Genomic DNA, 24,438 nt, shown 5'->3' on the forward strand with positions numbered 1-24,438 from the left:
GTGTAGGAGCGGCCTTGGCCGCGAGCTGCGTTGTGAATCCGAAGGCCGCAATCGCGGCCAAGGCCGCTCCTACCGAACGGTGCCCGCCTCGACCAGCTTGCGGCGCAAGTCCGCGAGGTAGCGCAACCCGGCCGCTGCGCGGCTGCCGTACCAGGAGGTCATTTCGCCGTCGATCAGCGACGCCGGGCGGCCGCCTGACAGCGCGCGGATCTCCGCCAGGTGACGCTCGGCGAAGCGGTAGGGTTCGGTGGACGCGAACACCCGCGCCGCCGCCTGCAGCCCTGGCGCCTGCCAGTCGATCTGCGGATAACGTGCATCGCTCGCCGCGGGCAGGGTGCGCCAGCCCACCGCGGCCAGCGTGGCGGCGATGTAGGTGTCGCGCGCCACGCCCATCCACGGTTCGCGCCAGATCAGGTAGAGCACGTCCTCGGGCGGCAGCGCGGCGGCCACTGCGTGTGCCTCGGTCAAGGCCGCGGCCAGCTCGGCGGCCAGCCGCTCGGCCTCGGCGCGGCGGTCGAACAAGGCGCCGAACAGGCGGTAGAGCGCGAAGTTGTCCTCGGGCGTGCAGGGATGGGTGACCACCACGTGCGGCACGAAGGCCGCCAGCTCCTCCACCGTCTCGCGGCGGTTCTCGTCGATGTTGACGATCAGGTGGGTGGGGGCGAGCTCGCGCACCAGGTCGAGCTTCACGTCCTTGGTGCCGCCCACCTTGGTCACCGCGCGCAGCGTCTCGCGCGGATGGATGCAGAAGCCGGTCCGTCCGACCAGATTGGCGGCCAGCCCCATGTCGCAGACCAGTTCGGTGAGCGAAGGCACCAGCGAGACGATGCGCGCCTCGCCGCTGGCGGGGCGGTGCTGGGTACCGAGCGCATCGGTCAGTTCGGTGGGTGTGTGATTCATCCTCGTCCGGCTTGCGAGTACATTGCAGACTGGATTCTAAGCCGCGGCGACACCGGGAGGACGAGGCCATGCGCATCGGAGTACCCAAGGAGATCAAGGTCCACGAGTACCGGGTCGGACTCACGCCCGGCAGCGTGCGCGAGGCCTGCGAGGCCGGCCACGAAGTGCTGGTGGAGCGCGGCGCCGGCAATGGGATCGGCGCCACCGACGAGGCCTACCGAGCCGCCGGCGCCCGGATCGTGGACACGGCCGAACAGGTCTTTGCGGAGGCCGGACTGATCGTCAAGGTCAAGGAACCCCAGGCGGTCGAACGTGCCCGCCTGCGCGCCGGGCAGGTGCTGTTCACCTACCTGCACCTGGCGCCCGACCCGGTGCAGGCGCGCGAGCTGCTCGCCAGCGGCGTGGTGGCGATCGCCTACGAGACGGTGAGCGCAGCGGGCGGCGGCCTGCCCTTGCTCGCACCGATGTCGGAGGTGGCCGGGCGGATGAGCGTGCAGGCCGGCGCCCACTGCCTGGAAAAGGCGGCCGGCGGCAGCGGCCTGCTGCTGGGCGGCGTGCCGGGCGTGGAGCCGGCGCATGTGGTCATCCTCGGCGGCGGCATCGTCGGCGCCAACGCGGGGCTGATCGCGCTGGGCATGGGTGCGCGGGTCACGGTGATCGACCGCTCGGTGGACGTGCTGCGCCGCCTTGCCGAACGCTTCGGGCCGCGGCTGGCCACCCGCCACGCCAGCCGCCACGCGGTGGCCGAGGCGGTGGTCGGCGCCGACCTGGTGATCGGCGCGGTGCTGATCCCCGGCGCGGCCGCTCCGCGGCTGATCACCCGCGAGATGCTGCGCAGCATGCGCCCGGGCTCGGTGATCGTCGATGTCGCCATCGACCAGGGCGGTTGCTGCGAGACCTCGCGCCCGACCACCCATGCCGACCCGACCTATGTCGAGGAAGGCGTGGTGCACTACTGCGTGGCCAACATGCCGGGAGCGGTGGCGCGCACCTCCACCTACGCGCTCAACGCCGCCACGCTGCCCCACGTGCTGGCGCTGGCGGGCAAGGGCTGGCGCGCTGCACTGGCAGACGACCCGCACCTGGCCGCCGGCCTCAACGTCTGCAAAGGACACCTCACCCACCCCGGGGTGGCTGCTGCGCTCGACCTGCCGTGGCGTCCGGTGGCCGGGCTGCCGGACGGCTGATCACCGCGCCGGCAAGCGCAAGGCTTCAGCCGGCGTCCTGCGCGCCGCGCAGATCGAGCGGCTCTGCCGCCAGGCGCGTCCGCAGCCTGGCGGAAGACGCTGCCGCAGCCTGCACCAGGCAGTCTCGCAGCCGTCCGAGCAGCACCGAGGGGGCCGAACCTACCGCACTCATCATGCTCAGGCTGAAGCCGACCGGCGGATCGGTACGCATCAGCAGCACACGCGCGGGGTCCAGCGCGGCGGCGGTGAAGCTGTCCAGGAAGGCGTAACCCAGGCCGCGCTCGACCAGGGTGCCGGCCAGCGCATAGGTCTGCACGCGCAGGATCTGGCGGGGCGACCATTCGGCCGCCGACAGCCGAGCCGACAGCCGCTCGCCCAGCGGCGTGGCCTCGGCCAGCGCGATGAAGGGCCGCCCGGCGAGCCAGGCGCGCTCACCGGGGCGCAGCACGCCGGCCGCCCACTCGCGCGGCGCGGCCAGCACCATCTCGCCCCCGCACAAGGGGGTGAGCGCCACCGCGGCCTGTTCGGGCGGCTCGATGGCGAAACCGGCATCGACCTCCCAGGCCAGCAGATGAGCCTCGATCTCGCGCGTGTGGCTGGCCCACAGGTCGCACGCCACGCCGGGATGGGCCGCACGCATCGCCGCCAGCGCGTCCGGCAGCAGGGCAGTGGCGAGCGAAGGCGTCGCCGCCACGCGCAGCAGGCCGGAGGCCCCGCGCCTGAGATTGGCGGCCAGCGCCTCGATGCGCTCGATCTCGCCCCAGGCGCGCTGCACCTGGGCAAACAGCGCGCGGGCCTCGGGCGTGGGCAGCAGCCGCCCGCGACGGCGTTCGAACAGAGCGAAGCCCAGGCCGATCTCGGCATGGCTCAACACCCGCGACACCACCGGTTGCGACACGCCGAGCAGGCGGGCCGCCTCGCTGCCCGAGCCGGTCAGCATGACCGCGCGAAAGATCTCGATCTGACGCAGACGCATGTCGACTCCATGTCCTACGAACATAACCATGCCCATGATCTGCAAGATTTCCGCCTTGCGCAATGGCTATAGTCTGATCCGTATTCAGCCAGCAGGAGAGCATCCATGGACATCGTCGTCATCGGCGCCGGCATCGTCGGCCTCACTACCGCCTGGGCGCTGCGCGAGGACGGTCACCGCGTCACCGTGGTCGAACGCGCGCCGGTCGTCGGCAGCGGCACCAGCCAGGGCAATGGCGGGCAGCTGAGCTACCGCTACATCGCGCCGCTGGCCGATCCGGACATCCTCGCCAAGATTCCCGCCTGGATGCTCGGCCGCGACGCCCCGGTGCGTTTCCGTCCGCGCTTCGACCCCGCCCAGTGGCGCTGGATCGCCGACTTCCTGCGCGCCTGCAACGGCCACGACAAGCTGCGCTCGGTGGCCGCCCTGCTGCCGCTGGCGCTCTACAGCCAGCGCATGATCCACGAGCTGGTCGAGCACCACGGCTTCGCCTTCGACTACCGGCGCAACGGCAAACTGGTGGTGTATCGCGACCCGAAGAGCTTCGCCTCGGCACGCGCCCTGCTCGCCAGCCAGCCGGAACTCGCCAGCGAGCAGGCCGCGCTCGACGCCGCCGGCTGTGTGGACGCCGAACCGGCGCTGGCGGGCCTGCGCGGACAGATCGTCGGCGGCATCCTGACCCGCAGCGAGGAGGCCGGCGACTGCCACAAGCTCTGCCTGGCGCTGGCCGAAGGCCTGCAGCAGGGCGAAAACCCGGCGCGCCTGCTGCTCGGCCACGCGGTGGACGAGCTGGTGGTGCGCGGCGGCAGACTGGCCGCCCTCGCCCTGCGCACCCCGGACGGCGAAACCGTCGAGCTGCCCGCCGCCGCATGCGTGCTGGCCAACGGCGTCGGCGCGCCGGCGCTGGCCGCGCGCTGTGCCATCGACCTGCCGGTCTATCCGCTCAAGGGCTACAGCATCAGCGCCCCGGTGCGCGACGCCGCCGCGGCCCCCGCGCTGAGCGTGACCGACTTCCAGCGCAAGATCGTCTACGCCCGCCTCGGCGGGCACCTGCGGGTGGCCGGCATGGCGGACATCGTGGGCCACGACGAGGGCATCTCCGCCAAGCGCATCGCCACCCTGGTGCGCGAGACCCGTGAAACCTTCGGCGCGGGCGTCGATCTGACGAACATCGCACCGTGGGCCGGCCTGCGCCCGGCCACGCCGACCGGCCGTCCCATCCTCGGCACCAGCGGGGTGCCCGGACTGTGGCTCAACGTCGGACACGGCGCGCTCGGCTTCACCCTGGCCAGCGGCTGCGCCCGCATCGTCGCCGACCGCATCGCCGGGCGCGAACCGGCGGTTCCGGACGACGAGTTCGCGCTTTCCGCCGCCCGCCCGGGCGGCGCGCGGCGGCAATGCGCATGACGAATGTCCTTGCGCCGAGCGGCAGAGGCCGATAACTTCGGGCTATCCCTAGCTGACAGCCGGGGATCAAGCATGCCAAGCTGAACCACTTTCCGTCCCCCGACAGCGGGGGGCATGCTCCACGAGAGCATGCACCGAACGGGATCGTCCAATCGCGTGATGAAACATCATCAGGAGGAAAGCATGAAGAAGAAGCTCACCGCACTGGCAGCCGCATTCGCCCTCGTGGGCACCCTGGGCGCCACCCCGGCCCAGGCCCAGCAGAAGTTCGTCACCATCGGCACCGGCGGCGTCACCGGCGTGTACTACGCCGCGGGCGGCGCGATCTGCCGGCTGATCAACAAGGACCGCGCCCAGCACGGCATCCGCTGCTCGGTGGAAAGCACCGGCGGCTCGGTCTACAACCTGAACACCATCCGCGCCGGCGAGCTCGACTTCGGCGTCGCCCAATCCGACTGGCAGTACCACGCCTTCAATGGCAGCAGCAGCTTCAAGGAAGCCGGTGCCAACAAGGACCTGCGCGCGGTGTTCTCCATCCACCCCGAACCGTTCACCGTGCTGACCCGCAAGGAAGCGAACATCAAGAGCTTCGACGACCTGAAGGGCAAGCGCTTCAACGTCGGCAACCCGGGCTCCGGCACCCGCGCCTCGATGGAGGAGCTGCTCAACGCCATGGGCTGGAAGCTCTCCGACTTCTCGCTGGCCTCCGAGCTGAAGGCCGACGAGCACGGCGCGGCGCTGTGCGACAACAAGATCGACGGCTTCTTCTACGGCGTCGGCCACCCCTCGGCCAACATCCAGGACCCGACCACCACCTGCGGCGCCAAGCTGGTGTCGCTCACCGGCCCGGCCGTGCAGAAGCTGATCGCCGAGCGCCCGTACTACGCGGTGGCCACCATCCCGGGCGGGCTGTACGCCAACAACCCGGAACCGACCACCACCTACGGCGTGCTGGCCACCTTCGTCAGCTCCACCGCGGTGCCCGACGACGTGGTCTACACCATGGTCAAGGCGGTGTTCGAGAACTTCGACGAGTTCAAGCGCCTGCACCCGGCCTTCGCCAACCTCAAGGCCGAGGACATGATCAAGAACGGTCTGTCCGCACCGCTGCATGATGGTGCCGTGAAGTACTACAAGGAAAAGGGCTGGATGTAATCCACCCTCGGGCGGGGCGGCCGGCGGCCGCCCCGCCGCTTTCTGGCAAGCTTGCGTCCCTGCCGGCCCGGAGCCGGCCCGCGGACCTGCCATCCTGCGTACCAACCGGGAGGTGCGGACCATGGCCCGCTCTGACTCTGGCTCCATCGATCAAGACAAAACCCCAATCCAGCACCACGAACTGAGCGACGACGACCTCAAGCAGATCGTCGCCGAAGCCGACACCGGCGGACGCCAGCCGACCGGACTGGCCGCAAAGTTCCTGCTCGCCGCGGCCATCGTGTGGTCGCTGTTCCAGTTGTGGATCGCCTCGCCGCTGCCGTTTTCGCTCGGCTTCTTCATCCTCAACGACACCGAATCGCGCGCCATCCACTTGGCCTTTGCCGTCTTCCTGGCCTTCGCCGCCTACCCGGCGATGAAGTCCTCGCCACGCCATTACGTGCCCTTGTTCGACTGGCTGCTGGCGCTCGCCGGCGCCTTCTGCGCCGGCTACCTGTTCCTGTTCTATTCCGAACTGGCCAACCGGCCGGGCCTGCCGACCACGCTCGACCTGGTGGTGGCCGTGGGCGGCATGGCACTGCTGCTGGAAGCGGCCCGCCGCGCCCTGGGCCTGCCCATGGTGATCCTGGCGGTGGTGTTCCTGATCTACGTGTTCTTCGGGCAGTACATGCCCGACACCATCGCCCACCGCGGCGCCTCGCTCGCCAAGGGGATGAGCCACCTGTGGCTGTCCACCGAGGGGGTGTTCGGCGTGGCGCTCGGCGTATCCGCGGGCTTCATCTTCCTGTTCGTGCTCTTCGGCGCGCTGCTCGAGACCGCGGGTGCCGGCAACTACTTCATCAAGTCGGCCATCGCCCTGCTCGGCCACCTGCGCGGCGGCCCTGCCAAGGCGGCGGTGGTGGCGTCGGCGTCCACCGGCCTGATCTCCGGCTCGTCGATCGCCAACGTGGTGACCACCGGCACCTTCACCATCCCGCTGATCAAGCGCGTCGGCTACCGCCCGGACAAGGCGGCGGCGGTGGAAGTGGCCTCCTCGGTCAACGGCCAGCTGATGCCGCCGGTGATGGGCGCGGCCGCCTTCCTGATGGTCGAGTACGTCGGCATTCCCTACGTGCAGGTGCTCAAGCACGCCATCCTGCCCGCGCTGATCTCCTACATCGCGCTGTTCTACATCGTGCACCTGGAGGCGATGAAGATGAACCTGCAGGGCATCCCGCGGCGCGAACCGCTGCCCTGGCAGCGGGCGATGGTGAGCACCACGATGACGGTCTCGGGCCTGATCATCCTCGCCGCCATCGTCTATTTCGGCTTCGGCTGGATCAAGACGCTGGCCGGCGATGCCTCCTTCGTCATCATCGGCGGCTTGATGTTCCTCGCCTACGTCGGCCTGATCGCCCACGGCGCACGCTACCCCGAGCTGCACATGGACGATCCCAAGGAACCGATGGAGTACCTGCCCGAGATCGGTCCCACGCTGAAATCCGGCCTGCACTTCCTGCTGCCGGTGGTCGCGCTGATCTGGAACCTGATGGTCGAGCAGCTCTCGCCGGCACTGTCGGCCTTCTGGGCCACCATGTTCCTGATCTTCATCCTGGTCACCCAGCGACCGCTGTTCGCCTTCTTCCGCAAGACCGGCCACTACGGCGAGGCCGCCCGCCACGGCGTGCAGGACCTGATCACCGGCCTGGCCACCGGCGCGCGCAACATGATCGCCATCGGCATCGCCACCGCCGCGGCCGGCATCATCGTCGGCACGGTGACGCTGACCGGCGTCGGCCTGGTGATGACCGAACTGGTCGAAATCATCTCCGGCGGCAACCTGATGGTGATGCTGGTCATGGTGGCGGTGATCTGCCTGATCCTCGGCATGGGCCTGCCGACCACCGCCAACTACATCGTGGTGTCCACGCTGATGGCGCCGGTGGTGGTGGAACTCGGCGCGCAGACCGGCCTGCTGGTGCCGCTGATCGCGGTGCACATGTTCGTGTTCTACTTCGGACTGATGGCCGACGTCACCCCGCCGGTCGGCCTGGCCTCCTACGCCGCGGCCGGCATCGCCAACAGCGACCCGATCCGCACCGGCCTGACCGCCTTCGGCTACAGCGCCCGCACCGCCATCCTGCCCTTCATGTTCATCTTCAACACCCAGTTGCTGATGATCGGCATCGACAACCTGTGGGTGCTGGCGATGACCGTGAGCAGCGCGATACTCGCCAGCCTCACCTTCGCCGCGGCCACCCAGGGCTGGTTCTTCACCCGCAACCGCATCCACGAAGCCTTGCTGCTGCTATTGGTGACCTTCTGCCTGTTCCGCCCCGGCTACTTCATGGACATGATCTATCCGCCCTACGAGGACGTCCCGGGCGGGCAGCTCATCGAACTGGCCGAGAAGGCGCGTGCCAACGACCGGATGCGGATCTGGATCGAAGGCACCACCATCGAAGGCAAGGAAGTCGCCAAGGGCGTGCTGCTACCCCTGGGCCCTGCCACCAATGCCAGCGGCGAAGCACTCAACGGGCGTCAGCGCCTGGCCTTCTCCGGCCTCACGGTGATGGCCATGGGCGAGGATCTGCAGATATCCGGGGTGCAGTTCGGCTCTCAGGCGGAACGCCTGGGCATCGAGTTCGGCTTCGTGGTGCAGGCGGTGGAGCTGCCTGCCGAGCGGCCCGCCAAGGAATGGCTGTTCATCCCGACCCTGCTCGTTCTCGGCCTGGTCGTCGTGATGCAGCGGCGGCGGATGCGTCTGGCACCCGCGCCCGCGGCCTGAAAGACGTGAGGGACGCCTGACAGACCGGCCGGCGGATCAGATCAGATCAGATCAGATCAGCGATCCGCCGGCGACGATGGCCCGCGCATCCTTCTCGGTGATGCGCACCGTGGCGTTGGCCAGGACATGGGCGATTAGCCAGTCCTCGATACGTTCCGCGCCATCGCCCTCCAGCTTGACGAACCGGCAGCCGGCCTGTCCGCCATCGGGCCCCTGCAGATAGTTCACCACCTGCGCCTGCCCGCGGATCTCGTCGGGCACGCCGCGCCGCTGCAGCACGAATTCGAAGCTCCGCCCGGACGGCGGCGGTGTGCTGCTCGGATAGGCAAAGCCTTCCGGCGACAGGTCATTGAGCGCCAGCTTCTGGTCGCCGACCAGCACCCAGAAGCACACTTCCCCGCGACGGGTCGCCAGGAAGCGCTGCCGCCCCCGCTTCTCTACGGATTCTCGGTCCATCCCTCGTCCTGTTCGAATGATTGTCCGGGCGCCGGGCACCCGCCTTAGGCGCCGATCATAAACCATGACGGAGCGCTGATAGAACCCGCAGGCCGATCAGCGCATCACAGCGGCAGGCCGCGCGGCTTGCGCCCCGCACGGGCGAACAGGGCATCGAACAGGGCATTGGGCATCCAGCGCAGCACGCGCGCGGCCACGCCCATCTGCCAGGGCACCACCGCCCAGCTCCGTCCGGCGGAGATGGCCGCCGCAATGCGCGGCGCAGCCTGCTCCGCGGGCAGCAGGAAGGGCATCGGATAGGAATTCACCGCGGTCATCGGAGTGGCGATGTAGCCCGGCGCCACGGTCACCACCCTGACCCCGCTGCCACGCAACTCCACCCGCAGGCTTTCCAGATAGCTGATGGTGCCGGCCTTGGACGCGCTGTAGGCGCCGGCGCCCGGCAGCCCGCGCACGCCGGCCACCGAGGCGATGCCGGCGAGGCGTCCGCTGCCGCGCTGGCGCATCGGTGCGACGAAGGGCTGGAAGGTCGCCACCATGCCGAGCAGGTTGGTACGCAGCACCTTCTCGAAGGCATCCACGTCCTCGGCGTACTCGGTCAGCGTGCCGACCGAGACGCCCGCATTGGCGATCACCACGTCGGGCACACCGAACTCGGCCATGAAGCGCGCGGCCGCCTCACGCATGGCGGCCGGATCGCCGCAATCGGCCGGCAGCACCAGATGCTCGCCGGGCAGCCCGGCCGCCAGCGCGTGGAGCGTCTCGGCACGGCGGGCGACCAGGCCCAGGCGCGCGCCGTCGGCCGCATAGTGGCGGGCCAGCGCCTCGCCCAGCCCGCTGGAGGCGCCGGTGATCAGCACGCTCCGCGGACGCGGCGAGCCGGTCGGTCTCACGGACACCCCGCAAGGCGGGCCGGCATCGGGACTCAGCCCTTGCTGCGCTCGCTGCGCACGCGGGCGACCAGCTGGTCGAGCACCTTGATCGCGCCCTCGTGGCCGCCGGCCATCGAACTGGCGGTCAGGTACTTGCCCTCGACGACCAGGGTGGGCACGCCGCTGATCTTCATCGCCGCCGCGAGCTGGTTGCCACGCTGGAGCATGGACTGCACGCCGAAGGACTTGTAGGTCTCCATGAAGCGTTCCACGTCGGCGACCTTGCCGGTCACCCACTCGCGCACCCCGCTTTCGGTGTGCAGCGGGCGCTTGTCCTTCTGCACCGCACCGAAGATCTGCGGGTGCAGCTTCTCCAGTTCGCCGGTGACTTCCGCGGTGTAGTACAGGCGCGCCAGGCCCTGCAGCTGGGCGCTGTTCCACAGCACCGGCACATGGCGGAAATGCACATCCTGCGGCTGGGCCTTGGCCCACAGGTGGATCAGCGGCGCGAGGTCGGCGCAGTGCGGACAGCCGTAGTGGAAGAACTTGATGACCTCGATGCGCGCCGGGTCGTCGGTCGGCTGTGCCGGATTGAGGACAGTGAAGCCTCCTTGCTGGGCCAGGGCGCCCGCAACGGGGGATGCGAGCGCGCCGAGGGCGGCGAGTTGCTTCAGGGCGGTACGACGGTTCATGCGGTTCTCCGTTTGCTTGACGGCAGATAGACGGTGCCGCGCACGAAGCGTTCCCGCTCCGTGCGCAAGATCGGGTTCAGGGCGCGGCGCGCACCACGGTGGCGGTGAAGCCGCCTTCGGCCAGGCGCGAGCGCATCGGCGCCATGTCCTCGGGCTTGCCGAACGGACCGATGCGCACCCTGTGCACCGTGCGCCCGTCGGCGGTGCGCCCGCGCTGTGCGCTGGCCTCGATGCCGGACAGCGCCAGACGCGCCTTCAGGTTGTCCGCCTCGGACGGATCCTCGAAGGCGCCGACCTGCAGGTAGAGGCGCTCGACCGGCGCCGGCGCGGGCTGGGCCGCCGGAGCCACCGGTTCGGCCTGCGCACCATCGCCCTGCGGCAGGATCTTGTAGAACTGGAAGTCCTGCTTCACCACCGGGCGGTCGCCGGGCTTGCCCGGCAGCGCCACCGGCGGCTGGTCGGCACCGGGGATCCGCGGGCTGGTCGGCGGCGCCTGGAAGGGATTGGCCCGGGTGAAGTACCAGGCCGCACCGGCAGCGAACACCGCCCCGAGCACCAGGCCGATGAAGATGCCAATGACGATCCCGCCGCCACTGCGGGCCGGCCGGTTTCCGGACTTCTTCCGGGGTTTGCTGTCGCGACTCACGTCAGTCTCCGAAAACTACATCGACGCCGGGGCGGACACGCCGAGCAGCGCCAGCCCGCCGGCCAGCACCTGGCGCACCGCCGCGGCCAGCGCCAGGCGGGCGAGCTTGAGGGCCTCGTCCTCCACCAGCATGCGCTCGGCGTTGTACCAGCTGTGGAACTCGGCAGCGAGGTCCTTGAGGTAGAAGGCGATCTGGTGCGGCGCATAGTCGGTGGCGGCGTTCTGCACCAGCTCGGGGTAGGCGGCCAGGCTGGCACACAGCGCCAGTTCGCGCTCGTTCTCCAGGCGGCCGAGATCGGCGCCGGCCAGTTCCGCCGCGTCGCCGTCCCATTGCGCCAGCACCGAGCACACCCGCGCATGTGCGTACTGCACGTAGTACACCGGGTTCTCGTTGCTCTGGCTCTTGGCCAGGTCGAGGTCGAAGTCCAGGTGCTGGTCGCTCTTGCGCAACACGTAGAAGAAGCGGCAGGCGTCGTTGCCGACTTCCTTGCGCAGCTCGCGCAGGGTGACGAACTCGCCCGAGCGGGTGGACATCGAGGTCTTCTGGCCGTTGCGGTACAGCACCGCGAACTGCACCAGCGCCACTTCCAGCTTCTCCGGCGGCAGGCCGAGCGCGACGATCGCGCCGCGCACCCGCGGGATGTAGCCGTGGTGGTCGGCGCCCCAGATGTCGATGATGCGGTCGAAGCCGCGCTCGTACTTGTTCAGGTGATAGGCGATGTCCGAGGCGAAGTAGGTGAACAGGCCGTTCTCGCGCTGCACCACGCGGTCCTTCTCGTCGCCGAAGTCGGTGGAGCGGAACCACTTGGCGCCATCCTGAACGTAGATGTGGCCGGCCTGCTCCAGTTGGCCGATCGCGCGCTCGATGAGGCCGGTGTCGAACAGGCTCTGCTCGGAGAACCACTTGTCGAAGCGCACGCCGAACTCGGCCAGGTCCTCGCGCCCGTCGCTCAGCTGCTCGTTGAGCGCGAAGCCATGCACCCAGGCGTAGTCCTCGCCCAGCAGGCGCTTGGCGTTGCCGATCAGCGCGTCCAGATGCTCCTCGCGCTGCTGCTTGGCCTCGTCGTCCTTGCGCTCGGCCGGCGGCAGGCCGGGCGTGCCGGCCAGCACCTGCTCCAGCGTGACCTTGGCGAAGCGGTCCTGGTGGGCGTCGCGCAGCTCGCGCGCCATGTCGATCACGTAGTCGCCCTGGTAGGCATTGGGCGGAAAGCTCACCTCGACGCCGAAGAAGGCCAGGTAGCGCAGCCAGGTCGACAGCGCCAGGATGTCCATCTGCCGGCCGGCGTCGTTGACGTAGTACTCGCGGGTGACATCAAAGCCGGCAAAGGCCAGCAGGTCGGACAGCGAGGCGCCGTAGGCCGCGCCGCGTCCGTGGCCGACGTGCAGCGGGCCGGTGGGATTGGCGGAGACGAACTCGACCTGCACCTTCACGCCCTTGTGTGCACCGCGCCCGTAGTCGGCGCCGCGCGCCAGCACCTCGCGCACCACCGCGGTCTTGGCATCCGCGGCCAGGGTGAAATTGATGAAGCCCGCGCCGGCCACCTCGGCCTTGGCCACCAGCCCGGATGCCGGCAGCTCGGCCAGCAGCAGGGCGGCCAGTTCGCGCGGGTTGCGGCGCAAGGGCTTGGCCAGCTGCAGGGCCAGGTTGGTGGCGAAATCGCCGTGGTTCGCCTGCTTGGGACGCTCCAGCAGGATGGCGGCATCGGCCTGCTCGGGGGCGACGCTCTTCAGTGCGGCGCGCAGCAGGTCGGTGAGGAGAACTTTCGGATCGGCGCTCATGGCACTCGCAGGGACGGGAAAAGCGCTGAATTATAACGGATCGCGCCCCGACGCCCGGGTAAGCACACGCAACAGGGCGGCAGCATCCGCCGTCAACGGCTCTCGACGGCGCGCGGCGCTCTCCGATAAAGTCCGTCCTTTCCCTTCCCGCCTTCCGCCCGTGCGCCTGTTCCGCCTCGTCAAGATCGTCACCGTCGGCCTGCGCTTCGGCCTGGATCGCATCGTCCTGGACGCCGACACCAGCGGGCGGCTTGCGCGCGTGTGGAACGTGCTGTTCTTCTGGCGGCGCTTCCGCGAGCCGCGCGCGGTACGCCTGCGCCGCGCACTGGAATCGCTGGGCCCGATCTTCGTCAAGTTCGGCCAGATGCTGTCCACCCGGCGCGACCTGCTGCCTCCGGACCTGGCCGACGAGCTCGCGCTGCTGCAGGACCGCGTGCCGCCCTTCCCCACCGCGCAGGCGATCGCGGTGCTGGAGGATTTCTACGGCAAACCGGTGGACGAGGTATTCCACGACTTCAACCGCACGCCGGTGGCGTCGGCCTCGGTGGCGCAGGTGCATTTCGCCCACCTGCCCGACGGCACCGAAGTCGCGGTGAAGGTGCTGCGCCCCGGCATCGAGCGCGTCATCGCCCACGACCTGGCGCTGATGGAAGCGGCCGCCATCCTCCTCGAGAAGGTGTGGCCGGAAGGCCGCCGGCTGAAGCCCCGCGAGGTGGTCGGCGAGTTCGCCAAGTACCTGGCCGACGAGCTCGACCTGATGCGCGAGGCGGCCAACTGCTCGCAGCTGCGGCGCAACTTCACCGGCTCCAAGCTGCTGATCGTGCCCGAGGTCTATTGGGACTGGTGCGGCAAGTCGGTGATGGTGATGGAGCGCATGCACGGCGTGCCTATTTCGCAGACCGCGGCGCTGCGCGCGCAGGGCACGGACCTGTCCAGGCTGTCGCGTGCCGGCGTGGAGATCTTCTTCACCCAGGTGTTCCGCGACGGCTTCTTCCACGCCGACATGCACCCCGGCAACATTTTCGTGCATGCCGACGGGCGCTACATCGCGCTCGACTTCGGCATCATGGGCACGCTCACCGACGTCGACAAGAACTACCTTGCGACCAATTTCCTGGCCTTCTTCAAGCGCGACTACAAGCGCGTCGCCCAGGCCCACATCGACGCCGGCTGGGTGCCGGCCAAGACCCGGGTGGACGAGTTCGAGAGCGCCATCCGCGCGGTGTGCGAGCCGATCTTCGACAAGCCGCTCAAGGACATCTCCTTCGGCAAGACCCTGCTGCGCCTGTTCCAGACCGCGCGCCGCTTCGAGATGGAAGTCCAGCCCCAGCTGGTGATGCTGCAGAAGACCCTGCTCAACATCGAAGGCCTGGGCCGCCAGCTCGACCCGGAACTGGACCTGTGGAAGACCGCCAAGCCCTTCCTCGAACGCTGGATGGACGAGCAGATGGGCTGGCGCGCGCTCTCACGCGGCATCCGCGAAGAGGCCCCGGCCTGGGCCGGCACCCTGCCCCAGCTGCCGCGCCTGATACACCACGCGCTCACCGAGCCCGCCCGCCAGCAGGCCGCGATCCGCGACGAGATCGCCCGCCTGGCCGCCACCCAGCGCCAGCATGGGCGACTGGTTACCGTCATCGGCCTGCTGCTCGCAGCGCTGGTCGGCATCGAGCTGGCACGCCTGCTGGGCTGAACGATTCCGCCCGCCCGTCATCAAACGGGCATGCCGGGCGCTTGCAGTCCGCGCGCCGCCGCCCGGCCCCGTGTTCAACGGACGAGAGGCAGGCGATCATGACCCAACCCACTCCGCTCCCCCACGGCCCGCGCGCCACCGTCCGGGTGGTCGGCGCCGCCGCAGCCCTTGGCGCCCCCAGCGCCGGTCCCGCGGCCGGCCCCGACGCCCTGCTGGCTGCGGGCCTGCTTCACCACCTGAGCATCCGCGGCACCGCCGCGGCGCTCGACACCGTGCTGCATCCGCCACAGCCGCAACTCCCCGCGGGAGCCCCCGCCGCCGAGCGCCTGGCGGCGGTCGGCGCATACGCCCGCCGGCTGGCCGACCACCTCGCCGCGCTGCCCGACGACAGCCTGCCGCTGGTGCTCGGCGGCGACCACGCGGTGGCCGTCGGCACCTGGCGCGGCATGGCGCGCCGCCTTGAGGCACGCGGTCCGCTGGGCCTGATCTGGATCGACGCCCATCTCGACAGCCACACCGACACCAGCACGCACTCCGGCAACATCCACGGCATGCCGCTGGCCGCCCTGCTCGGCGAGGGCGCCGAGGCGCTCACCGGCGTCCCCGGCCCGCGCCTGGACCCCGCCCATGTGTGCGTGGTCGGCGCACGCGCCTGGGAAGCCGAAGAGGTCGAACGCCTCACCCGCCTGGGCGTGCGCATCTTCGGCATGGCCGAAGTGCGCCGCCGCGGCCTGGATGCGGTGTTCTGCGACGCGCTCACCGTGGCACGCAGCGGCACCGCGGGCTTCGGCGTCAGCGTGGACCTGGATGCGGTCGACCCGGGCGACATCCCCGCGGTGCTGTGCCCCGCGCCCGGCGGGCTGTCCGCCCAGGGACTGGCCGACACCCTGCACGTGCTGCGCAGTTGCGGCGACCTGGTGGCCCTGGAGATCGTCGAATACCTGCCCGAGCGCGACCCGCAGGGCGCCGTCGCAGCCTGGGTGAACACCTTTGCCGAGGCCGCGCTGGGCCCCAACACCTACCTGCTGCGCGCCCGCGAACGCGAATTCGGCGCCCACAACTATGCCCCGCTGCCGGTGGCCTTCCAGCGCGGCGAGGGCGTGTGGCTGTGGGACGTCGAGGGACGGCGCTACCTGGACATGATGAGCGCCTACTCGGCGGTGAGCTTCGGCCACTCCCATCCGCGCCTGGTGCAGGCGCTCACCGAGCAGGCCGGGCGCCTGGCGCTGACCTCGCGCGCCTACTCCAACGACCGCCTGCCGCTGCTGCTCGAGCGCCTGTGCGTGATGTTCGGCTACGAGCGCGCGCTGCCGGTGAACACCGGCCTGGAAGCGGTGGAGACCGCGCTCAAGGCCGCGCGCAAGTGGGCCTACCAGGTCAAGGGCGTACCCACCGACGCCGCCGAGATCATCGGCTGCAACGGCAACTTCCATGGCCGTTCGATCGGTATCGTCGGCCTGTCCTCGGTGGCCCAGTACCGCCAGGGCTTCGGCCCCTTCCCACCCGGCCTGCTGCGCATCCCCTATGGCGACCCGCAGGCGCTGGAAGAGGCGATCACGCCCAACACCGCGGCCTTCCTGGTCGAACCCATCCAGGCCGAAGGCGGCATCCTGATCCCGCCGTCCGGTTATCTCGCCCGCTGCGCGGAGATCTGCCGACGCCACAACGTACTGCTGATCGCCGACGAGGTGCAGACCGGGCTGGGGCGCACCGGACGCCTGCTGGGCAGCGACCACGACGGCGTGCGCCCGGACGGCATCATCCTCGGCAAGGCCCTGGGCGGCGGTCTGCTGCCGGTGTCCGCCTTCCTTGCCGACCGCGCGGTGATGGACGTGTTCACCCCCGGCGACCACGGCTCCACCTTCGGCGGCAATCCGCTGGGCGCCGCGGTGGCGCTGGAAGTGCTCGACCTGCTGCTGGAGACCCGCATCTGGGAACACGCCGAGCGCGTGGGCCGGCGCATGCGCGAGCGCCTGAGGGCCGACTGCCCGCCCTGCGTGCGCGAGATCCGTGGGCGCGGCCTGCTGACCGGCATCGAACTGCACCCGGACGGCGCCTCGGCCGGCCTGGCGGCAGAACTGCTGCTCGCCCGCGGCATCGCCACCCGCGACACCCACCGCAGCGTGCTGCGCCTGTCGCCGCCGCTGATCATCGAAGCCGATCTCGCCGAGCAGGCGGCGGCTACGGTGTGCGAGGTGCTCGCCGCACTGCCCCAGGGGCAGCACAGCCTGGCGAGTTAGGGCGCCGCCCGGCGCCACGCACCATCTTTGTGCGCCATTCGCCGCACGTTGAGCGGCGTTGACCGCCGTTGCCCCGCACATCGGCCGGAAATCCGCGCCCCCGCGGCGGAATTTCGTTGCTACACTTCGCCCCGCTGAAAACCACACCTGAAACCTTGCGGAGAAGCCGCCCATGCTGCTCTGGCTCGTCGTCGCCTACCTGGTCATCTCCATCGGCATCGGCCTGGTGGCCGCTACCCGGGTGCACAACGCCCGCGACTACATCGTCGCCGGCCGCAACCTGCCGATGTACATCGTGCTGGCCATGGTGTTCGCCACCTGGTTCGGCGCCGAGACCGTGCTCGGCATCTCGGCCACCTTCATCGACGAAGGCTTTCGCGGGCTGATCTCCGATCCGCTCGGCGCCTCGCTGTGCCTAGTGCTGTTCGGCCTGGTGTTCGCCCGCCCGCTGTACCGCATGAACCTGCTCACCCTGGGCGACTTCTTCCGCGTGCGCTACAACCGCACGACCGAGCTGATCCTGTCGCTGTGCATCGTCGCCTCCTACCTGGGCTGGGTGGCCGCACAGGTCACCGCGCTCGGCCTGGTGTTCAACGTGCTCTCCGACGGCGTGGTGTCGATGAACCAGGGCATGATGGTCGGCGCCTCGGTGGTGCTGCTGTACACCCTGTTCGGCGGCATGTGGTCGGTGGCCATCACCACCTTCGTGCAAATGATCGTCATCGTCGCCGGCCTGCTCTACGTGACCTGGCTGGCCGGCGACATGGCCGGCGGCTTCGACACCGTGATTTCCAAGGCGGCGGCCGAAGGCAAGTTCGAATGGCTGCCCACGCTGGACCCGCTGGACATGCTGGCCTGGATCGCCGCGCTGCTCACCATGGCGCTGGGTTCCATCCCGCAGCAGGACGTGTTCCAGCGGGTGAACTCCTCGAAGAACGAACGCATCGCGGTGTGGGGCACCACGCTGGGCGGGGTGAGCTACTTCTTCTTCGCCGCGGTGCCGCTCTTCCTGGCCTACTCGGCCACGCTGATCGACGCCGACATGGTCGCCCAGCTGATGGAGGACGACACCCAGCTGATCCTCCCGCACCTGATCATCAACTACATGCCCTTCACCGCCCAGGTGGTGTTCTTCGGCGCCCTGCTGTCGGTGATCATGAGTACCGCCTCGGGCACCCTGCTGGCGCCCTCGGTGACCTTCTCCGAGAACGTGCTGCGCGGCTTCTTCCCCGGCATGACCGACCGCGGCCTGCTGTGGAGCACGCGGGTCACCGTGGCGGTGTTCGCCGGCCTGGTCACGCTCTACGCCACCGCCACCGAATCGACCATCCACACCATGGTCGAGAACGCCTACCGCGTGACCCTGGCCGGCGCCTTCGTGCCGCTGGCCGCCGGCCTGTTCTGGAAGCGCGCCAACAATCTGGGCGCCGCGCTGGCGATCACCTTCGGCCTGGCGACCTGGCTGCTGCTGGAATTCACCGTACCGGAAGGCGACGTCGAACCGCAGCTGATCGGCCTGGTGGCCAGCGCCATCGGCATGGTGATCGGCGGCTATCTCGGCCGCCAGACCCACCACCGCCCGCACGCCGGCCATCATCACGCGGCCGCCGCCACCCATCACGTGCGCTGAGCGGGGCAGCGCCAACCCGACAGCGCCGAGCGAAGGGGCAGTCCCCTCCGGGCGCCCGGCCGCCCCAAGCCCGGAGGCGCCCCCTCGGGGGGCAGCGCCAGCCCGACAGGATCAAGCGCGGGGGCAGTCCCCTCCGGGCGCCGGGCCGCCCCAAGCCCGGAGGCGCCCCCTCGGGGGGCAGCGCCGGCCCGACAGGGCCAAGCGTGGGGGCAGTCTCCTCCACGGCCGTCACCCTTGACCCCGGTCAAAGCACCGGAACGACGCTGAGACTATGGTTGCGGGGCTTTTTTGCCCCCGCAGCCAAATGAACCCAACGCAACGCATCGAACTGGTCTGTCCGGCCGGCAGCCTGCCGGCGCTCAAGACCGCCATCGACCACGGCGCCGACTGCGTCTACCTCGGTTTCAAGGACGCCACCAACGCGCGCAACTTCACCGGGCTCAACTTCGACCCGGCGAGCATGCGCGAAGGCGTGCGCTACGCCCACCAGCGCGGCCGCAAGGTGCTGCTGGCGCTCAACACCTACCCGCAGGCCGGCAACTGGGGCGACTGGACCGCCGCGGTGGACCGCGCCGCCGAGATGGAACTGGACGCGGTCATCCTCGCCGACCCCGGGCTGATGGCCTACGCCGCCAAGACCCATCCGCAGCTGCGCCTGCACCTGTCGGTACAGGGCTCGGCCACCAGCTACGAGGCGATCAATTTCTACCATGAGCGCTTCGGCATCCAGCGCGCGGTGCTGCCGCGCGTGCTGTCGCTCGCCCAGGTGGAGCAGGTCATCGGCAGGACCCCGGTGGAGATCGAGGTGTTCGGCTTCGGCGGCCTGTGCGTCATGGTCGAGGGGCGCTGCGCGCTGTCGGCCTACGCCACCGGCGAATCGCCCAACTGCAACGGCGCCTGCTCGCCCGGCAAGCATGTGCGCTGGGAGCAGACCCCGAAGGGCATGGAGACGCGGCTCAACGGCATCCTCATCGACCGCTTCGCCGACGGCGAGCGCGCCGGCTACCCCACGCTGTGCAAGGGCCGCTTCGACGTCAATGGCGAGACCTATTACGCCATCGAGGAGCCCACCAGCCTCAACACCCTGGAGCTGCTGCCGGAACTCGCCCGCGCCGGTGTGCGCGCGATCAAGATCGAAGGCCGCCAGCGCAGCCCGGCCTACGTCGCCCAGGTCACCAAGGTGTGGCGCGCCGCGCTCGACCGGGTGATGGCCGATGCCGACAACTTCACCGTGCAGCCCGCCTGGATGGCCGAACTCAACAAGGTCTCCGAAGGCCAGAGCCACACCCTGGGCGCCTACTACCGGCCCTGGAAGTAAGCGCCGCGCGCCCTGCAACAAAGACGAACACGCCATGAAACTCGCCCTCGGACCCCTGCTCTACTACTGGCCGCGCCAGGCCACGCTGGATTTCTACGCCGACATCGCCGACAGCCCGGTGGACATCGTCTATCTCGGTGAAACGGTGTGCTCGCGCCGCCACGAACTGCGCCTGGAGGACTGGCTGGAGGTGGCCGGCGTGCTGGCCGCCGCCGGCAAGGACGTGCTGCTGTCCACCCAGTCGCTGATCGAATCCGAATCCGACCTCAAGGTCCTGCGCCGCATCGTCGCGCAGCGCGAGTTCGGCGTCGAGGCCAACGACATGGGCGCGGTGCGCCTGCTGGCCGAGGCCGGGCGCACGGACTGGGTGGCCGGGCCCACGCTCAACATCTTCAACCCCGCCACGCTGGCGCTGCTGCAGGAGTCCGGCGCGCGGCGCTGGGTGATGGCGCCGGAGATGTCCGGCGAGGCCCTGGCGGCGCTGGTCGCCGGCATGGACCCGGCGCCGGAGACCGAAGTCTTCGCCTGGGGGCGCCTGCCGCTGGCCCATTCCGCCCGCTGCTTCACCGCCCGCCACTTCAACCTGCAGAAGGACACCTGCGAGTTCCGCTGTCTGGGGATGAACGAAGGCATCGTGCTGCGCACCCGCGAAGGCGAACCCTTCCTCACGCTCAACGGCGTGCAGACCCAGTCGGCGCGCATCTACAACCTGCTCGGCGACCTGCCGGCGGTACGCGAGCGCGCCGGGGTGCTGCGCATCAGCCCGCAAGGCGAACACACCGCGGCGGTGCTCGCCACCTTCCGCGCCGCGCTGGCCGGCGAACTCGACCCGCAGGCCGCGCTGACCGCCAGCCGCCAGTGGATGAACGAGGAACCGTGCAACGGCTTCTGGCACGGCCGCCCCGGCGTCGAGCAATACGTCGCCTCCTGAACCCGGACCGCCACAGGATCGCTCCCATGTCGAACCTTCCCGCCCTGCCCAGCTTCGCCCGCCTGCAGGCCGCCGCCCGCCGCCTACCCGCGTTCACCGTGCCCCCGGCGCTCGGCCGCCTGGTCGCCCGCCTGCCGCAGCAGCCGCCCGCGCTGGCGCTGAGCCTGGCGCTCAACCTCGCGCTCGGCCGCATCCTGCCGCGCGAGGACCTCGCCCCGCTCACCGGCCGCCGCCTGCGCCTGCGCGTCACCGACGCCGGCCTGACCCTGGACTTCGGCCTCGGTGCGCGCGGCTTCCGCCCGCTCCCAGCCACCGGCACCCCGGACCTGACGCTCTCCGCCACCGTGCGCGACTACCTCGCCCTGGCGCTGCGCGAGGAAGACGCCGACACGCTGTTCTTCAGCCGCCGGCTGATCATGGAAGGCGACACCGACCTGGGCCTGCTGGTCAAGAACACCCTGGATGCGGTGGACTGGGACGCGCTCACCACCGCCTGGTCGCCCGCCGCACTGCTCGCCCGCCTGCCGCTGCCCGGCCGCCCGCGACGACCCGCGGGCGCCTAGCGCCCCCGGCATCTGGTTAGAATCGGGTCTCCCGCCCCCCGGACCGGCCCGATGGCGCGCCACGCCTCCAACCTGCCGCTGCACCTGGCGCTCGCCTACGCGGCGCTGGTCGCCTATGCCTGCCTGCACCCGTTCACCGGCTGGCAGGCGACCGGCCTGCCGGTGTTCGACTACCTGCTGGCACCCTGGCCGCGCTACTACCGCAGCGAGGATCTCATCCTCAACGTGGCCGGCTACGTCCCGCTCGGATTCCTTGCCGCGGCCGCCCTGTCGCGGCGGATCGGCGCCAGGGGCTGCATCCTCGCCGCCACGCTGGCTGCCGGCCTGCTCAGCCTGGGGCTGGAGACGGTGCAGAACTTCCTGCCCAGCCGGGTCGCCTCCAATCTGGATCTGGGCTGCAACCTGCTCGGCGCGCTGGCCGGGGCGCTGGCCGGCGCTGCCTGGGGCCCGGCGCTGTTCGGTCCGCAGGGCTGGCTGCAGCGCTGGCGCAGCCGGCACATCGTCGGCGGCTACACCGGCGACGCCGGCCTGCTGCTGCTCGGCCTGTGGCTGCTGACCCAACTCACTGCCGACGGCCTGCTGTTCGGCAGTGGCGATCTGCGCCACTGGCTGGCGCTGCCCAACCCGGTGACTTTCGAGCCGGAACGCTTCATCCGACTGGAAGCCGCGCATGTGGCCACTACCGTGGTGGGCGTGGGCCTGTTCGCGCGCTGCATCATGCTCGCACCCGGGCTGTGGCCGATACCGCTGCTGTTCATGCTGGCCTTCGGCCTGACCACGCTGGCCACCTTCAGCTTCTTCTCGGCCAGCGAACCGCTGGTCTGGCTGACTCCAGGCGCGCGCTTCGGCCTGATCGCCGGGCTGCCGCTGCTCGCCGTCTGCCTGCGGCTGCCGCGCGTGCTGCAGCACGCCCTGGCGGGCATGGCCATGCTGGCCGCCACCGCGCTGGTCAACCTGATGCCGGAGAACCCCTACCTGCCGTTCCGCTCCGCCGCGGCCGCCGGACACTTTCTCAACTTCCACGGTCTCACCGCGGTGGTCACCGCCGCCTGGCCCTTCCTGGCGCTGGCCTACCTGTCCGCCCTTGGCCTGTGGCGCGGCGAACATCTGGCCGCCGAGCGGCGACTATAATCGGCCGATCACCCAGGAGTCCGCATGAGCTATTTCAAGCACCACGTCTTCTTCTGCTGCAACCAGCGCCAGCCCGGCGACACCTGCTGCAACGACCACAAGGCGGTCGAGATGCAGACCTACGCCAAGGACCGCATCGCCGCGCTGGGCCTCAAGGGCCGCGGCAAGATCCGCATCAACAAGGCCGGCTGCCTGGACCGCTGCGACGACGGTCCGGTGCTGGTGGTGTACCCGGACAACGTCTGGTACACCTACGTGGATCGCGAAGACATCGACGAGATCATCGACAGCCATCTGGTGCACGGGCGCATCGTCGAGCGCCTGCGCCTGCCGGACGGGCCGGCCGCAGCATGAGCCGCCCCGCCCCCACCGAGAGCGTGCTGCTGCGCGGCGCGGCCGGCGCGATCGACGCGCTGATCGACACCCCGGCCGAGGTGCGCGGGCTGGCGGTGGTCTGCCACCCCCACCCGCTGTACGGCGGTGCCAATACCAACAAGGTGGCGCACACCCTGGCGCGCGCCTTCCGCGACCTGGGTTATGCGGTGGTGCGCCCCAACTTCCGCGGCGTGGGCAAGAGCGACGGCGCACACGACCACGGCAACGGCGAGACCGAGGACGTGCTGAACGTGATCGGCTGGGCGCAGTCGCGCTGGGGTAGCCTGCCGCTGGCGCTCGGCGGCTTCTCCTTCGGCGGTTTCGTGCAGTGCCGGGTGGCCAATCGCCTGGCCGACAGCCTCACCCCGGTGCAGCGCCTGGCGCTGGTCGGCATGGCCGCCGGCAGCGCGGCCGACGGCGCCCGCCAGTACGACACCCCGCCGCTGCCGGATAAGCTCTCCAGCCTGGTCGTGCATGGCGAGGTGGACGAGACCGTGCCGCTCGCCAACGTCTTCGACTGGGCCCGCCCGCAGGAGCTGCCGGTGGTGGTGGTGCCCGGCGCCGACCATTTCTTTCACGGCAAGCTGCACGTGATCCGCGATGTCATCGCCCGCACCTGGGCACCGCTCTGAGTCCACGCATACAGGGAGCCCCGCCATGAAGCTGTTCGCCTCGCTCACCAGCCCCTACGCCCGCAAGATCCGCATCCTGCTGGCCGAGAAAGGCCTGCCGTTCGAACTCGTGGTCGACTCGCCATGGGAGGCCAACACCCGCATCCCCACGCTCAATCCGCTGGGCAAGGTGCCGGTGCTGATCACCGACGACGGCGAGGCCTTCTTCGACTCTCCGGTGATCGCCGGCTATCTGGAAACCCTGGGCGCCCAACCGGCCATGCTGCCGGCCGATGCGCTGGAAGCCGTGCGCGTGCGCCAGATCGAGGCGCTGGCTGACGGCGTCACCGACGCCGCGGTGGCCGCGCTGCTCGAATCCCGCCGCCCCGACGGCCAGCGCAGCGATGCCGAGATCGTCCGCCAGAAGGACAAGATCGAACGCAGCCTGGTCGAGCTGGAAAAACGCGCGGACGGACACGACTGGCTGCACGGCGAGCGCTTCGGACTGGCCGACGTGGCTGCAGCGGTCGCGCTCGCCTACCTCGACCTGCGCCATCCCGACCTCGACTGGCGCGCCCGCCATCCGGCGCTGAAGACCTACGCCGACCGCCTGTTCGCGCGCCCGAGCTTCATCGACACCAAGCCGCCGGTCGGCTGATGCCCTTCGTCCTCGGCGGCCGGGCGCGCATGGCGCCGGCCGCCTCCAGCACCTCCGCACCGGAGCTCCGCCATGTCCGATGAGACCGTCCTGCTGGTGTTCACCAACGCCCCCAGCGCCGAAAGCGCCCGCCACATCGCGCGCAGCCTGGTCGACGCGCGACTGGCAGCCTGCGTCAACATCCTCCCGGAGTGCCAGTCCATCTACCGCTGGCAGGGCGCCGTCGAGGAGGCCGCGGAACTGCCGGTGATGATCAAGACCACCGCGGCGCACTATCAGGCGGTGGAAGCGGCGATCCGCCTCGCCCATCCCTACGAACTTCCCGAGATCGTCGCGGTCCCTGTGGAGCGGGGCCTGCCGGGCTATCTGGCCTGGGTGGCCGCGGAAACCCGGCACGAGCCTTCCGCCCCCCCGGAAGCCTGACCCCTGCCCCGAACAACAACACTCATACCCG

At 70.1% G+C, this 24,438-nt stretch carries 22 protein-coding genes; 15 read left to right on the forward strand and 7 right to left on the reverse strand.

Features of this window, described 5'->3' with window-relative positions; all coding sequences use genetic code 11:
* Positions 1–69 precede the first annotated feature (69 nt).
* Complete coding sequence (locus tag IAI53_RS10615) at positions 70–900, reverse strand: helical backbone metal receptor (RefSeq protein ID WP_187718178.1); 831 nt, start codon at positions 898–900, stop codon at positions 70–72.
* A 68-nt stretch (positions 901–968) separates the two neighbouring features.
* On the opposite strand from IAI53_RS10615, the gene ald reads away from it, so the two are divergent.
* Positions 969–2,087 carry an alanine dehydrogenase gene (ald, locus tag IAI53_RS10620; RefSeq protein ID WP_187718179.1) on the forward strand — a complete coding sequence of 373 codons (1,119 nt, stop codon included), beginning with the start codon at positions 969–971 and terminating at the stop codon, positions 2,085–2,087.
* A gap of 25 nt (positions 2,088–2,112) precedes the next feature.
* Here ald and IAI53_RS10625 read toward each other — a convergent pair whose 3' ends face one another.
* Entirely contained in the window at positions 2,113–3,063 is a 951-nt protein-coding gene (locus tag IAI53_RS10625) for a LysR family transcriptional regulator (protein WP_187718180.1), read from the reverse strand.
* A gap of 105 nt (positions 3,064–3,168) precedes the next feature.
* Here IAI53_RS10625 and IAI53_RS10630 point away from each other — a divergent pair, with 105 nt between their 5' ends.
* From IAI53_RS10630 to IAI53_RS10640, 3 genes are all read left to right on the forward strand, one after another.
* A complete protein-coding gene (locus IAI53_RS10630; RefSeq protein WP_187718181.1) occupies positions 3,169–4,470 on the forward strand; it encodes a D-amino acid dehydrogenase in 1,302 nt (433 codons plus the stop codon).
* Between the two features lie 183 nt (positions 4,471–4,653).
* Entirely contained in the window at positions 4,654–5,625 is a 972-nt protein-coding gene (locus IAI53_RS10635; protein WP_187718182.1) for a TAXI family TRAP transporter solute-binding subunit, read from the forward strand.
* A 121-nt stretch (positions 5,626–5,746) separates the two neighbouring features.
* The gene (locus IAI53_RS10640; RefSeq protein ID WP_187718183.1) at positions 5,747–8,392 is read left to right on the forward strand and encodes a TRAP transporter permease; all 2,646 of its coding nucleotides are present in this window, start codon (positions 5,747–5,749) and stop codon (positions 8,390–8,392) included.
* A gap of 51 nt (positions 8,393–8,443) precedes the next feature.
* On the opposite strand, the gene IAI53_RS10645 is transcribed toward IAI53_RS10640, so the two are convergent.
* The 5 genes from IAI53_RS10645 to argS all read right to left on the reverse strand — a co-directional run bounded on the left by IAI53_RS10645 (position 8,444) and on the right by argS (position 12,837).
* Positions 8,444–8,848: a PilZ domain-containing protein gene (locus tag IAI53_RS10645; RefSeq protein WP_187718184.1), complete on the reverse strand. Its 405-nt coding sequence runs from the start codon at positions 8,846–8,848 to the stop codon at positions 8,444–8,446.
* A 104-nt stretch (positions 8,849–8,952) separates the two neighbouring features.
* The gene (locus IAI53_RS10650) at positions 8,953–9,741 is read right to left on the reverse strand and encodes an SDR family oxidoreductase (protein WP_349771919.1); all 789 of its coding nucleotides are present in this window, start codon (positions 9,739–9,741) and stop codon (positions 8,953–8,955) included.
* 32 nt (positions 9,742–9,773) lie between these two features.
* Positions 9,774–10,412, reverse strand: a complete 639-nt coding sequence (locus tag IAI53_RS10655; protein WP_187718185.1) for a thiol:disulfide interchange protein DsbA/DsbL — start codon at positions 10,410–10,412, stop codon at positions 9,774–9,776.
* A 76-nt stretch (positions 10,413–10,488) separates the two neighbouring features.
* Complete coding sequence (locus IAI53_RS10660) at positions 10,489–11,058, reverse strand: SPOR domain-containing protein (protein ID WP_187718186.1); 570 nt, start codon at positions 11,056–11,058, stop codon at positions 10,489–10,491.
* A 15-nt stretch (positions 11,059–11,073) separates the two neighbouring features.
* Positions 11,074–12,837: an arginine--tRNA ligase gene (gene argS, locus IAI53_RS10665; protein ID WP_187718187.1), complete on the reverse strand. Its 1,764-nt coding sequence runs from the start codon at positions 12,835–12,837 to the stop codon at positions 11,074–11,076.
* 160 nt (positions 12,838–12,997) lie between these two features.
* On the opposite strand from argS, the gene ubiB reads away from it, so the two are divergent.
* From ubiB to cutA, 11 genes are all read left to right on the forward strand, one after another.
* A complete protein-coding gene (gene ubiB, locus IAI53_RS10670; protein WP_187718188.1) occupies positions 12,998–14,527 on the forward strand; it encodes a ubiquinone biosynthesis regulatory protein kinase UbiB in 1,530 nt (509 codons plus the stop codon).
* 98 nt (positions 14,528–14,625) lie between these two features.
* Positions 14,626–16,767, forward strand: coding sequence for an ornithine--oxo-acid transaminase (gene rocD / locus IAI53_RS18695; RefSeq protein ID WP_187718189.1), 2,142 nt, complete (start codon positions 14,626–14,628; stop codon positions 16,765–16,767).
* A 172-nt stretch (positions 16,768–16,939) separates the two neighbouring features.
* A complete protein-coding gene (locus IAI53_RS10680; RefSeq protein ID WP_187718190.1) occupies positions 16,940–18,397 on the forward strand; it encodes a high affinity choline transporter 1 in 1,458 nt (485 codons plus the stop codon).
* A 304-nt stretch (positions 18,398–18,701) separates the two neighbouring features.
* A complete protein-coding gene (gene ubiU / locus IAI53_RS10685; RefSeq protein ID WP_187718191.1) occupies positions 18,702–19,715 on the forward strand; it encodes a ubiquinone anaerobic biosynthesis protein UbiU in 1,014 nt (337 codons plus the stop codon).
* A gap of 34 nt (positions 19,716–19,749) precedes the next feature.
* Complete coding sequence (locus tag IAI53_RS10690) at positions 19,750–20,646, forward strand: U32 family peptidase (RefSeq protein WP_187718192.1); 897 nt, start codon at positions 19,750–19,752, stop codon at positions 20,644–20,646.
* A gap of 26 nt (positions 20,647–20,672) precedes the next feature.
* A complete protein-coding gene (gene ubiT / locus IAI53_RS10695) occupies positions 20,673–21,209 on the forward strand; it encodes a ubiquinone anaerobic biosynthesis accessory factor UbiT (RefSeq protein WP_187718193.1) in 537 nt (178 codons plus the stop codon).
* 51 nt (positions 21,210–21,260) lie between these two features.
* Positions 21,261–22,340 carry a VanZ family protein gene (locus IAI53_RS10700; protein ID WP_187718194.1) on the forward strand — a complete coding sequence of 360 codons (1,080 nt, stop codon included), beginning with the start codon at positions 21,261–21,263 and terminating at the stop codon, positions 22,338–22,340.
* A gap of 24 nt (positions 22,341–22,364) precedes the next feature.
* Positions 22,365–22,694, forward strand: coding sequence for a (2Fe-2S) ferredoxin domain-containing protein (locus IAI53_RS10705; protein ID WP_187718195.1), 330 nt, complete (start codon positions 22,365–22,367; stop codon positions 22,692–22,694).
* Positions 22,691–23,347 carry an alpha/beta hydrolase gene (locus IAI53_RS10710; protein WP_187718196.1) on the forward strand — a complete coding sequence of 219 codons (657 nt, stop codon included), beginning with the start codon at positions 22,691–22,693 and terminating at the stop codon, positions 23,345–23,347. Before IAI53_RS10705 ends, IAI53_RS10710 begins: the two co-directional genes overlap by 4 nt.
* Before the next feature lie 25 nt (positions 23,348–23,372).
* Complete coding sequence (locus IAI53_RS10715; protein WP_187718197.1) at positions 23,373–23,984, forward strand: glutathione S-transferase; 612 nt, start codon at positions 23,373–23,375, stop codon at positions 23,982–23,984.
* A gap of 72 nt (positions 23,985–24,056) precedes the next feature.
* Positions 24,057–24,407, forward strand: a complete 351-nt coding sequence (gene cutA, locus IAI53_RS10720; protein WP_187718198.1) for a divalent-cation tolerance protein CutA — start codon at positions 24,057–24,059, stop codon at positions 24,405–24,407.
* Positions 24,408–24,438 lie beyond the last annotated feature (31 nt).

Origin of the sequence: Thauera sedimentorum, assembly GCF_014489115.1 — a bacterium.
GTDB classification, from domain to species: Bacteria; Pseudomonadota; Gammaproteobacteria; order Burkholderiales; family Rhodocyclaceae; genus Pseudothauera; species Pseudothauera sedimentorum.

What these genes read in the sequence shown, in the direction of transcription:
- IAI53_RS10615 (WP_187718178.1), bottom strand. Translation starts at nt 900, where the DNA reads ATGAATCACACACCCACCGAACTGACCGATGCGCTCGGTACCCAGCAC.
- ald (WP_187718179.1), top strand. Translation starts at nt 969, where the DNA reads ATGCGCATCGGAGTACCCAAGGAGATCAAGGTCCACGAGTACCGGGTC.
- IAI53_RS10625 (WP_187718180.1), bottom strand. Translation starts at nt 3,063, where the DNA reads ATGCGTCTGCGTCAGATCGAGATCTTTCGCGCGGTCATGCTGACCGGC.
- IAI53_RS10630 (WP_187718181.1), top strand. Translation starts at nt 3,169, where the DNA reads ATGGACATCGTCGTCATCGGCGCCGGCATCGTCGGCCTCACTACCGCC.
- IAI53_RS10635 (WP_187718182.1), top strand. Translation starts at nt 4,654, where the DNA reads ATGAAGAAGAAGCTCACCGCACTGGCAGCCGCATTCGCCCTCGTGGGC.
- IAI53_RS10640 (WP_187718183.1), top strand. Translation starts at nt 5,747, where the DNA reads ATGGCCCGCTCTGACTCTGGCTCCATCGATCAAGACAAAACCCCAATC.
- IAI53_RS10645 (WP_187718184.1), bottom strand. Translation starts at nt 8,848, where the DNA reads ATGGACCGAGAATCCGTAGAGAAGCGGGGGCGGCAGCGCTTCCTGGCG.
- IAI53_RS10655 (WP_187718185.1), bottom strand. Translation starts at nt 10,412, where the DNA reads ATGAACCGTCGTACCGCCCTGAAGCAACTCGCCGCCCTCGGCGCGCTC.
- argS (WP_187718187.1), bottom strand. Translation starts at nt 12,837, where the DNA reads ATGAGCGCCGATCCGAAAGTTCTCCTCACCGACCTGCTGCGCGCCGCA.
- rocD (WP_187718189.1), top strand. Translation starts at nt 14,626, where the DNA reads ATGACCCAACCCACTCCGCTCCCCCACGGCCCGCGCGCCACCGTCCGG.
- IAI53_RS10680 (WP_187718190.1), top strand. Translation starts at nt 16,940, where the DNA reads ATGCTGCTCTGGCTCGTCGTCGCCTACCTGGTCATCTCCATCGGCATC.
- ubiU (WP_187718191.1), top strand. Translation starts at nt 18,702, where the DNA reads ATGAACCCAACGCAACGCATCGAACTGGTCTGTCCGGCCGGCAGCCTG.
- IAI53_RS10690 (WP_187718192.1), top strand. Translation starts at nt 19,750, where the DNA reads ATGAAACTCGCCCTCGGACCCCTGCTCTACTACTGGCCGCGCCAGGCC.
- ubiT (WP_187718193.1), top strand. Translation starts at nt 20,673, where the DNA reads ATGTCGAACCTTCCCGCCCTGCCCAGCTTCGCCCGCCTGCAGGCCGCC.
- IAI53_RS10700 (WP_187718194.1), top strand. Translation starts at nt 21,261, where the DNA reads ATGGCGCGCCACGCCTCCAACCTGCCGCTGCACCTGGCGCTCGCCTAC.
- IAI53_RS10705 (WP_187718195.1), top strand. Translation starts at nt 22,365, where the DNA reads ATGAGCTATTTCAAGCACCACGTCTTCTTCTGCTGCAACCAGCGCCAG.
- IAI53_RS10710 (WP_187718196.1), top strand. Translation starts at nt 22,691, where the DNA reads ATGAGCCGCCCCGCCCCCACCGAGAGCGTGCTGCTGCGCGGCGCGGCC.
- IAI53_RS10715 (WP_187718197.1), top strand. Translation starts at nt 23,373, where the DNA reads ATGAAGCTGTTCGCCTCGCTCACCAGCCCCTACGCCCGCAAGATCCGC.
- cutA (WP_187718198.1), top strand. Translation starts at nt 24,057, where the DNA reads ATGTCCGATGAGACCGTCCTGCTGGTGTTCACCAACGCCCCCAGCGCC.